Raw genomic sequence first — 9609 nt, forward strand, 5'->3', positions numbered from 1 at the left:
GCCCTTGAGGCCGGCCGGATAACCGCGCCCGTCCGGTGTTTCGTGATGCATCAGCACCGCCTCCATGGCCAGGGCGGCCAGCGGATGCTCGCGCAGCAGATCCGCCCCCTGCTGCGGATGGGTCTTGATTACCGCATATTCTTCGTCACTCAGCCGGTCGCGCTTGTTGAGGATGGCGTCCGGCACCCCGATCTTGCCCAGATCATGCAGAAACCCACCCAGCATGATGCGCAGCACCTCGCCGCGCGGTAGCGCCAGTTCCTGCGCCAGCAGGCCGGAAAAGCGTGAAACCCGCCACAAATGGCCGCCGGTATAGGCATCGCGGGTTTCCACCATCATGGCCATGGTGTAGAGGGTTTTCAGTAATTCTTGTGCTGCCTGCATGCTGTGCTCCGCTAAGTGGCCATACGCTGGCCCAGTTCTGGCTGTCTGTGATGAGTCGACTATGCCAATGGATTCTTACAACTTAGCGCTAATTTTTGAGGCATTCCACTACAGGGCTTACAATTGCAGCCATTCCAGAAAGAAAGCATTCCATGTCCGACTCCCTGAGCGCCCTGCTGCAAGCAGCAGCCGACCGCCGCAGTGATCTTGTTAGCCGCCTGATCGCCGAAGATACCAATACTTACCGCCTGTTCCACGGCAGCGTGGAAGGCGTGGCCGGCCTGACGGTAGACCGCTATGGCGACCTGCTCCTGGTGCAAAGCTTCCACCAGAGCCTGGAAGATGCCGAGCTGGACGAAATCCGCCGCTTCTATGCCGGCTTGCTGCCGGATTTGCAGCTGGTCTACAACGACCGCAGCGGCAAGAATTCCCGCATCAACAACAGCCTGAGCCTGGCCGAACAAGCGGTGGCCGAGGAAAACCGCGTGGCCCATGAGCTGGGCATCCGCTACCACATCCGTGGTCGCCATAGCGGCCAGGACCCGTGGCTGTTCCTCGACCTGCGCGCCGGCCGCCGCCGCGTGATGCAGCTGGCCGAGGGCAAGAGCGTGCTCAATCTGTTCGCCTACACCTGCGGCGTGGGCCTGGCGGCGGCCAAGGGCGGTGCCCAGTTTGTGATGAATGTGGATTTTGCCGAATCCAGCCTGGCCGTGGGCCGCGCCAATGCCAAGCTCAACAGCCTGGCGACCCGCCCGCGCTGCGTGCAAAGCGATGCCTTTGCCGCCTTGCGCCAGCTGTCCGGCATCGGCCAGCCCAAGATGGTGCGCGGCAAGAAAATGCCCCCCTTCCCGACACTGGAAGCCCGCCAGTTCGACCTGGTCTTCCTCGATCCGCCGCGCTATGCCAAAAGCCCGTTTGGCGTGGTCGACCTGGTCAACGACTACCAGGCCCTGTTCAAGCCGGCCCTGCTGTGCACCGCCGAAGGCGGCATGCTGATCTGCTGCAATAATGTGGCCCAGGTTGACGGCAATGCCTGGCTGGAATCGCTCAAGCGCAGCGCCGAAAAAGCCGGCCGCACCATTCACGCAGTGGAATGGATTACCCCGGAGCAGGATTTCCCCAGCAGCGACGGCCAGCATCCGCTGAAGATCGTGCTGCTGCACGTCTGATTGCCGTAGCGCCAGACTGCCCGACCGACCTTCTCGGCCGGGCAGTTTTGTTTTGACTTGCACCCGTTCACGCCTTGGTCCGGACAGGCCATCACCACGCCGCGCGGAACTGCCGGCAACAAAACACCACTAAAATGGCGGCAAGGCCGACGGTGAACCTGCCTCCAGCCATGCAAAAAAAGCATTGCTGACCGCTTCACTTCAAGCTATCGTCATACTCCCATACAACCTCAACGGACCGCCGGTCCCGACAAGGACGATCTTTATGTTTTCCTGGTTTGAAAAGCGGGTAGAAGTCTACCCCGATACCCCCCCCGTACAGCCCCCCAAGGGCTTTCTGCCCTTTGTCTGGTCCGCCACCAGCGGCATGCGCCCCTACATCCTGTGCATGACCTTGCTGACATCCCTCATCGGCGCCTTCGAGGCCCTGCTGTTCTCCATGCTGGGCTCGGTGGTGGACTGGCTCAGCCATGTGGCACCGTCGCAACTGTGGACACAGGAACGCCATCACCTGCTGTTGCTGGGCGGCATCCTGCTGGCCAGCCCGCTGCTGATCGCCCTGCAGGCCATGTTCAAATACCAGAGCCTGTTCGGCAATTTCCCCATGCGCCTGCGCTGGCAGTTTCACCGCCATCTGCTGGGACAGAGCATGAGCTTTTATCAGGACGAATTTGCCGGACGGGTCGCCGCCAAGGTAATGCAGACCGCGCTGGCGGTGCGCGACACGGTGCTGATCATCACCGACATCCTGGTATTCGTGGTGATCTACTTCATCACCATGGTGGCGGTGGTCGGCAGCTTCGATAGCAGCCTGCTGCTGCCCTTCATCGGCTGGTTGCTGCTGTATGTCGCCACCCTGGCCTTCTTTGTGCCAAGGCTGGGCAAGGCCTCGGCCCGCCAGGCGGATGCCCGCTCGCTGATGACCGGCCGCGTGACCGATGCCTATACCAATATCGCCACGGTCAAGCTGTTTGCCCAGGGTCAGCGCGAGGCTGCCTTCACCAAGAGCGCCATGCAGGAATTCATGCAGACCGCTTATAGCCAGATGCGCCTGGTCAGCGGCTTTGAAATCACCAACCACATTCTCAGCATGGGGCTGATTGCCAGCACCGCCGGTGCAACGCTGTGGCTGTGGACCCAGGGCCAGGTCGGCATCGGTGCCGTGGCCGCAGCCACCGCCATGGCCTTGCGCCTGAACGGCGTGTCGCACTGGATCATGTGGGAGATGTCCAGCCTGTTCGAAAATATCGGCACCGTACACGATGGCATCAGCACCCTGTCGCGCCCGGTGGCCATTGTCGACCAGCCGGATGCCCGGCCGCTGCAGGTGGCGCGCGGCGAGATCCGTTTCGACAATGTCAGCTTTTCCTACGGTGGCGAGCGCACCATTGTCGACGGGCTGAACCTCACCATTCGCCCCGGCGAGAAAATCGGCCTGGTCGGCCGCAGCGGTGCCGGCAAGTCCACCATCGTCAACCTGATGCTGCGCTTTTACGACATCGAGCAGGGCCGCATCCTGATCGACGGCCAGGATATTGCCACGGTGACCCAGGACAGCCTGCGCGCGCAGATAGGCATGGTGACGCAGGACACCTCGCTGTTGCACCGCTCGGTCCGCGACAACCTGCTGTACGGCCGGCCGGATGCCGGCGATGCGGCCATGATCCATGCCGCGCAGCAGGCCGAGGCACATGACTTCATCCAGGCCTTGACCGACCCCAAGGGCCGTCGCGGCTACGATGCCCATGTGGGGGAGCGCGGCGTCAAGCTGTCCGGTGGCCAGCGTCAGCGCGTGGCCATTGCCCGGGTGATGCTGAAAGACGCCCCCATCCTGCTGCTGGACGAAGCCACCAGCGCGCTGGATTCGGAAGTGGAAGCCGCCATCCAGAGCAGCCTGTACCGGCTGATGGAAGGCAAGACCGTGGTGGCCATCGCCCACCGCCTGTCCACCATTGCCGCCATGGACCGGCTGATCGTGCTGGACAAGGGCCGGGTGGTGGAGGAAGGCGACCACGCCAGCCTGCTGGCCAGGGGCGGCCTGTATGCCCGGCTGTGGGCACACCAGAGCGGCGGTTTTCTGGGAGAGGACGCCGACGAGGACGTCCGCCCGGGCGAACTGGACCCGGCCTGATGCCAGCCAGCCCAGGCTTGTGGTAACAAAAAACCCGCCAACCGGCGGGTTTTTTCATGAGCGATGCCGGCAATCAGGCTTCGGCTTTTTTCAGGATCACATACAGCTCGTCCTTGAGCTTGAGTTTTTCCTTCTTCAGCACTTCCACATCGAACTGGCTGCCTTTTTCAATGCCGGCTTCGATGTTCTTGATGGTCTGATCCAGTTCATTGTGCTTGTTGAACAGGCGGCTGAAGTGGTCGTCTTCGGTTTTCAGTTTACTGATCAGATCACGGAATTCTGGAAACATCGGCTTCTCCTGATAGGTGGGTGGAGTGGCGTGCATGCCACCTGACTACAACTTCATGCTAGCCCCGACACCAGCCTGCTTTCTTGATCTAAGGCATATGCAGCGGTAACAGACATCGGGTCATTGTGCACCGCCGGAGCCCGGATGCAAGAGCACACGGTGCGCCGGATGTCGACTCCCCACCCACTCGACCTGCACCTATGTCCAGTCGACCACCCCAGACCGAGCCGCCACGATGCTGCGATGTCCCCAGGAGTGGCAGCCTCCGCTGTCGCCGCTTTGCAAGGAGGCCCCATGAAGTACCTTTATGCTGGCGATGCAGATTTCCAGCATCAGTCCTTTCTCGAGCTGCGGCCCATCGCAGTATGGACGCAGCTGCTGGGGGAGGTATCCTGGCTGGCTTCCCTGCTGCTCGCCCACACCCACCGGCAGATCGACCTGGCCAACGCGCTCCTGGTCAGCCTGATCATGCTGGCCGGCACCTTGCTGTCACTGAATGCCGGTCACCGCCACACCCTGCTGCTGGGCATGCTGCTCAATCTGTGCGGGCTGGCGCTGGGCTTTCGCCTGAGCATGCTGTTTGTCACGGATACCAGCCTGTGGGCCACCTCGATTGCCGTGTGCATCACCCTGACCATGGCACCGGTTTTCCAGAGCTCGTATAGCTTCCTGCTGGCCAGTTGCTGTGTCTGGGGCATTTTGCTGCAAGGCACACTGGAAGACCGGCGGCTATGGCAACAGGATTCACTGATCGCCCTGCTCACCGTCGCGACGCTGGCCTCGGGCCTGACGCTCAACATCCTGTTTCGCCGCCTGCGGCTGCGCGGCTACCATTTGCGCCGTGATCTGGAAGCGCTGGCCTTTCAGGATGCCCTCACCGGCATCGACAACCGTCGCAGCCTGCTGGAAAAACTGCAGGCCTGGTATCCGGCCCAGCACGGTCATTTCCTGATGGTGGATATTGATGACTTCAAAAGCGTCAATGACGACTTCGGCCACGAGGCGGGCGATCAGGTATTGCAACAAATCGCCCGTAAACTGAGCGGGCATCCCGATGTGGCCCTGTGCGGGCGGCTGGGCGGCGAGGAATTCGGCTTGTTCACCCGCTTGCTGGATAGCCAGCGCGTCAGCGAACTGGCAGCCCAGCTGATACAGCGGGTGAATACCTGCAGCGTGGAGCAGCGGCGGCTGTCGATCAGCATCGGCATCGTGCAGATGGATGGCCGCATCGGGCTGAGTGCCGCGCTGCGCCAGGCGGATAATGCGCTGTATCAGGCCAAGCGCCGCGGCAAGAACGGTTTTGTGCTGGCACCATCCAGCCCCCCTCCGCCGCAGCCACACCCGCTGGCCCAGGCAGGCTAGCCCACAAAAAAAGCCGCCAGGCGGCGGCTTTTGCTGTCAGGCGACAAAGGAATCAGGCGTCGTAGCCCAGATTCGGTGCCAGATCGCGCTCGGCCTGTTCCAGCGTCACGCCACGGCGCTGGGCATAGCTTTGCACCTGGTCCTTCTCCAGTTTGCCCACGCCGAAGTAACGCGACTCCGGGTGACTGAAGTAGAAGCCGGACACGGCAGCGGTGGGCAGCATGGCATAGCCCTCGGTCAGGGTCATGCCGATGGCCGGGGCGTCCAGCAGGGCAAACAATTCCTTCTTCACCGTATGGTCCGGACAGGCCGGGTAGCCCGGTGCCGGGCGGATGCCACGGTATTGCTCGTCGATCAGCGCTTCGTTGTCCAGCGCCTCGTCAGCGGCATAGCCCCAGAACTCGCGCCGCACGCGCTGGTGCATCAGCTCGGCAAAAGCCTCGGCCAGCCGGTCGGCCAGCGCCTTGAGCAGGATGGCGGAGTAGTCGTCGTTGGCTTCCTCGAAGCGTTTGACATGCGGTTCGATGCCGATGCCGGCGGTGACGGCAAAAGCACCGATATAGTCCTCGACGCCGCTGTCAGCCGGGGCGATGTAATCCGCCAGTGCCCAGTTGGGCTTGCCGTCGGCCTTGGGCAGCTGCTGGCGCAGGCCCACCCAGGTCATCTGGCTGCTGCTGCCGTCCACGCTGCGGATGTCGATATCGTCATCATGCACCGAGGCAGCCGGGAACAGGCCGATCACCGCATTGGCGGCGAGCCAGTTTTCGCTGATGATTTGCGCCAGCATGGTCTGGGCGTCGGCATACAGGCTGCGGGCGGATTCGCCGACGACTTCGTCATCCAGAATGCGCGGGAAACGGCCAGCCAGCTCCCAGCTCTGGAAGAAAGGCGTCCAGTCGATCAGCTGGGCAATCTCGGCGAGCGGATAGTTTTCGAAACGGCGCACGCCCAGCCACTGCGGCTTGGGCGGGGTGTAGCTGGCCCAGTCTGTCTGCTGCTTGTTGGCACGGGCCACTTCCAGGCTGACTACCTTGCGGTTGGCCTTGTTGGCATGGCCTTCGCGCGCACGCTGGTAGTCGGCCGCCACTTCCGCGACAAAGGCATCGCGCAGGGTATCGGACAGCAGGTTGGAGCACACCCCCACCGCACGGCTGGCGTCCGGCACATAAATCACCGGCTGCTGGTAGTGCGGGGCGATCTTCACCGCCGTGTGCACCTTGGAGGTGGTTGCACCACCAATCAGCAGCGGAATGTCAAAACCCTGGCGCTGCATTTCCTTGGCCACATGGCTCATTTCTTCCAGGCTGGGGGTGATCAGGCCGGACAGGCCGATGATGTCGGCCTGGTGCTCGCGCGCGGCATCCAGAATGGTCTGGCACGGCACCATCACGCCCAGGTCGATCACCTTGTAGTTGTTACAGCGCAGCACCACACCGACGATGTTCTTGCCGATATCGTGCACATCACCCTTGACCGTGGCCATGATGATGACGCCCTTGGCCGGCGCATCGGCCAGACCCATGCGGATTTTTTCTTCTTCGATGAAGGGTTCCAGGTGCGCCACGGCGGCCTTCATCACGCGGGCGGATTTCACCACCTGCGGCAGGAACATCTTGCCGGCGCCAAACAGGTCGCCCACCACATTCATGCCGTCCATCAGCGGGCCTTCGATCACATGGATCGGGCGTTCGCTCTTGAGACGGACCTCTTCGGTGTCTTCGACGATATAGGTGGTGATGCCCTTGACCAGCGCGTGTTCCAGCCGCTTTTCCACCGGCCATTCGCGCCAGGCCAGGTCTTCCACCTTTTTCTCGCCCGCCGCTTCGCCCTTGAAGCGTTCGGCCAGCGCAATCAGGTGTTCGGTGGCGTCGCCGCCATCCTTGGGCGTGCGCATCAGCACCACGTCTTCGATACGCTCGCGCAGTTCCTTGTCCACCTCGTCATACACTTCCAGCGCACCGGCATTGACAATGCCCATGGTCATGCCGCGCTGGATGGCGTGGTAGAGGAACACCGCGTGGATGGCCTCGCGCACCTTGTTGTTGCCACGGAAGGAGAAGGACACATTGGACACGCCGCCGGAAATCTTGGCATGCGGCAGGTTTTGCTTGATCCAGCCGGTGGCCTCGATAAAGTCCAGGCCATAGCGGGCGTGCTCTTCAATACCCGTGGCCACGGCAAAAATATTGGGGTCGAAGATGATGTCTTCCGGCGGATAACCCACCTCGTCCACCAGAATGCGGTAGCTCTTTTCGCAGATTTCGACCTTGCGGGCGTAAGTGTCGGCCTGGCCTTTTTCGTCGAAGGCCATCACGATCACCGCCGCGCCGTAACGGCGCAGCAGGCGGGCTTGTTCCTTGAACTTGTCCACCCCTTCCTTCATGGAAATGGAGTTGACGATGCCCTTGCCCTGAATGCACTTGAGGCCGGCTTCGATCACTTCCCACTTGGAGGAGTCGATCATGATGGGCACGCGGGCAATGTCCGGCTCGGCGGCAATCAGCTTGAGGAAGCGATCCATGGCAGCCAGCGCGTCCAGCATGCCCTCGTCCATATTGATGTCGATGATCTGCGCGCCGTTTTCCACCTGCTGCCGCGCCACATCCAGCGCGGTGGCGTAGTCGCCGTTCAGAATCAGCTTGGCAAAGGCGCGGCTGCCGGTGACGTTGGTGCGCTCGCCCACATTGACGAACAAATCGTGGTCGCCAATATTGAAAGGCTCCAGCCCGGACAAGCGGCACTTTTTCTCGATGTCCGGCAAGGCGCGCGGTGCAATGCCATCCACCGCGGCGGCAATGGCGGCGATATGCTCGGGCGTGGTGCCACAGCAGCCGCCAACGATGTTGATCAGGCCGGATTGGGCCCATTCACGCACATAGTCGCCCATGGCTGCCGGTTCCAGGTCGTAACCACCAAAGGCATTGGGCAAGCCGGCATTGGCATGTACCGACACATAGGTGGCGGACACCCGTGACATTTCTTCCACATAGGGCCGCAACAGGTCCGGCCCCAGCGCACAGTTGAGGCCGAAGGACAGGGCATCGGCGTGCGACAGGCTGTTGTAGAAGGCTTCGGTGGTCTGGCCGGTCAGCGTACGGCCAGACTGGTCGGTAATGGTGCCGGACACCATGATGGGCAGACGGGCAATGTCCGGGTGATCGTCAAAATACTGGTGGATGGCAAACACCGCTGCCTTGGCGTTCAGCGTGTCGAAGATGGTTTCCACCAACAGGAAATCCGCGCCGCCAGCCACCAGACCGTCGATGGCCTCGGTATAGCTGGCCACCAGTTCGTCGAAACTGACATTACGATAGCCGGGGTCGTTCACATCCGGGCTGATGCTGGCGGTGCGGTTGGTGGGCCCCAGCACGCCGGCACAGAAACGCGGTTTGGCCGGATTCTTTGCGGTTTGCGCCACACACAGCTCTTTCACCAGCCGGGCCGCCGCGTGGTTGATTTCCCACACCAGGCTTTCCATCTGGTAGTCGGCCATGGCAATCGACGTGGCATTGAAAGTGTTGGTTTCGATGATGTCGGCACCGGCATCCAGATAGGCCTGGTGAATGCCGCCAATCACATCCGGCCGGCTCAGCACCAGCAGGTCGTTGTTGCCTTTTACGTCACAGGGCCAGTCGGCGAACCGCTCGCCACGGTAGTCAGCTTCCTGCAGGTCATGGCGCTGGATCATGGTGCCCATGCCGCCATCCAGGATCAGGATGCGCTGTGACAGCTGGGAAAATACCGGGTGGGTGGTGTTTTTGGTCATGGCAAACAGGCTGTTATTGGCTAGAACGATAAAAGGCACACTCAAGGTGCGGCCGATCAGTTTACCATTGCGTTTGGAACTGTCAGACAACTAACTAAGAAGAAGAGAGTACAAGCTTATGGTTGGTTTGAATAAGACCTGGCTGGCGCTGTTGACGGGAGCAGCGCTGGCACAAGTGGCCGCCGCAGGGGGCATGTTGAAAATCGGGGTGTCGGATTCCGACGCACCGCCCATCGTGGTACTGACGCCGGACAACCAGGCACTGTCCGGGGGGCTGACCAAGGAACTGGGCGATGCACTGGCCGCTGAACTGGGCATGAAAGCCCAGTATGTGGTGATTGCGCGCAAGCGGGTGGAAAACGCCATTGAAACCGGCAAGGTCAATATCGTGTGCAATGCCAATCCGGAATGGTATGGCAATGCCGCACGCCTGGGCTGGACGCGCGAATTCTATCCGCAAGTGGAGCGGGCGCTGTCGCTCAAGGACATGCCGGACCTGCACCAGGCC

General features: G+C 61.7%; 6 protein-coding genes and 1 pseudogene. 4 read left to right on the top strand and 3 right to left on the bottom strand.

Annotated features, from left to right (window positions below; genetic code table 11):
- Positions 1 to 384 (bottom strand): HD-GYP domain-containing protein (locus JHD64_RS20200; protein ID WP_199055322.1); only part of this gene is annotated, 384 nt, incomplete at its 3' end.
- Between the two features lie 152 nt (positions 385 to 536).
- On the opposite strand from JHD64_RS20200, the gene JHD64_RS20205 reads away from it, so the two are divergent.
- Together JHD64_RS20205 and JHD64_RS20210 are read left to right on the top strand one after the other, a co-directional pair.
- The gene (locus tag JHD64_RS20205) at positions 537 to 1553 is read left to right on the top strand and encodes a class I SAM-dependent rRNA methyltransferase (RefSeq protein ID WP_199055324.1); all 1017 of its coding nucleotides are present in this window, start codon (positions 537 to 539) and stop codon (positions 1551 to 1553) included.
- A 265-nt stretch (positions 1554 to 1818) separates the two neighbouring features.
- Positions 1819 to 3684 carry an ABC transporter ATP-binding protein gene (locus JHD64_RS20210; protein ID WP_199055326.1) on the top strand — a complete coding sequence of 622 codons (1866 nt, stop codon included), beginning with the start codon at positions 1819 to 1821 and terminating at the stop codon, positions 3682 to 3684.
- Between the two features lie 73 nt (positions 3685 to 3757).
- Here JHD64_RS20210 and JHD64_RS20215 read toward each other — a convergent pair whose 3' ends face one another.
- Positions 3758 to 3973, bottom strand: a complete 216-nt coding sequence (locus tag JHD64_RS20215; RefSeq protein ID WP_059286544.1) for a YdcH family protein — start codon at positions 3971 to 3973, stop codon at positions 3758 to 3760.
- Between the two features lie 294 nt (positions 3974 to 4267).
- Here JHD64_RS20215 and JHD64_RS20220 point away from each other — a divergent pair, with 294 nt between their 5' ends.
- Positions 4268 to 5335 carry a diguanylate cyclase gene (locus JHD64_RS20220; RefSeq protein WP_059286543.1) on the top strand — a complete coding sequence of 356 codons (1068 nt, stop codon included), beginning with the start codon at positions 4268 to 4270 and terminating at the stop codon, positions 5333 to 5335.
- Between the two features lie 52 nt (positions 5336 to 5387).
- Here JHD64_RS20220 and metH read toward each other — a convergent pair whose 3' ends face one another.
- The gene (metH, locus tag JHD64_RS20225) at positions 5388 to 9101 is read right to left on the bottom strand and encodes a methionine synthase (protein ID WP_199055334.1); all 3714 of its coding nucleotides are present in this window, start codon (positions 9099 to 9101) and stop codon (positions 5388 to 5390) included.
- 118 nt (positions 9102 to 9219) lie between these two features.
- Between metH and JHD64_RS20230 the strand changes: the two are divergent.
- Positions 9220 to 9609 (top strand): annotated as a pseudogene (locus JHD64_RS20230) (ABC transporter substrate-binding protein); the annotation flags it as partial.

Origin of the sequence: Aquitalea sp. ASV15, from assembly GCF_016429115.1 — a bacterium.
GTDB lineage: Bacteria > Pseudomonadota > Gammaproteobacteria > Burkholderiales > Chromobacteriaceae > Aquitalea > Aquitalea magnusonii.